Here is a 730-nt window from a genome sequence, read left to right as displayed (position 1 = left end):
TACTGCCGCATCGGGGAGCGCTCCAGCCACACCTGGTTCGTGCTCACCCACCTGCTCGGCTTCGGCAAGGTCCGCAACTACGACGGCTCGTGGACGGAGTGGGGCAACTCCGTGCGGGTGCCCATCGCGGTGGGCGAGGAGCCCGGCACGGCGCCGGGGAAGGGGAGCAACTGATGGTGAACCTCACCGGGCCCGACACCGACGGCCTGCCGCCGAAGCTCGCGGAGATCGTGGAGGAGTTCCACGCCGTCTCCGAGCGGGACCGGCTGAAGCTGCTGCTGGAGTACTCCGACGGGCTGCCGGCGCTGCCGCCGCACCTGGAGGGGCACCCGGAGCTGATGGAGCAGGTGGAGGAGTGCCAGTCCCCCGTCTTCGTCGCCGTCGAGCTCGACGGCGACGACCGGGCGCACCTGCACTTCTCCGCACCGGCGGAGGCGCCGACCACCCGCGGTTTCGCCGGCGTGCTGCGCGAGGGCCTGCAGGGCATGAGCAGCTCCGAGGTCCTGGACGTCCCCGACGACTTCTGCGCCCGCTTGGGCCTGGTGCAGGCGATCAGCCCGCTGCGGCTGCGCGGCATGACGGGGATGCTCGGCCGCGTCAAGCGGCAGGTGCGCGCCTCCAACGCCGCGACGGCGGCCTCGCAGGGGCGCTGACCGCGCGCCCCGACCCACCGGCCCAGCGCCTGCCCGCCGACACCGGGGACGTCGAGGTCGTCGAGGGCATCACCTAC

Annotated in this window: 2 protein-coding genes; both read left to right on the top strand. The window is 73.2% G+C overall.

Annotated elements, in window-relative coordinates:
- On the top strand, positions 1-174 hold a 174-nt coding region (locus tag ABEB16_RS20635), incomplete at its 5' end, for a rhodanese-like domain-containing protein (RefSeq protein ID WP_345714063.1).
- Positions 174-653, top strand: coding sequence for a SufE family protein (locus ABEB16_RS20630; protein WP_345714062.1), 480 nt, complete (start codon positions 174-176; stop codon positions 651-653). The genes ABEB16_RS20635 and ABEB16_RS20630, both read left to right, overlap by 1 nt.
- Positions 654-730: the final 77 nt, after the last annotated feature.

Source organism: Kineococcus glutinatus (genome assembly GCF_039542765.1).
In the GTDB taxonomy this organism is placed as follows: Bacteria; Actinomycetota; Actinomycetes; order Actinomycetales; family Kineococcaceae; genus Kineococcus_A; species Kineococcus_A glutinatus.
This window is presented reverse-complemented; position numbering and strand designations above follow the sequence as displayed.

Bases quoted from the DNA above. Each gene is read 5' to 3' on its own strand.
- ABEB16_RS20630 (WP_345714062.1), top strand. From the start codon at position 174: ATGGTGAACCTCACCGGGCCCGACACCGACGGCCTGCCGCCGAAGCTC.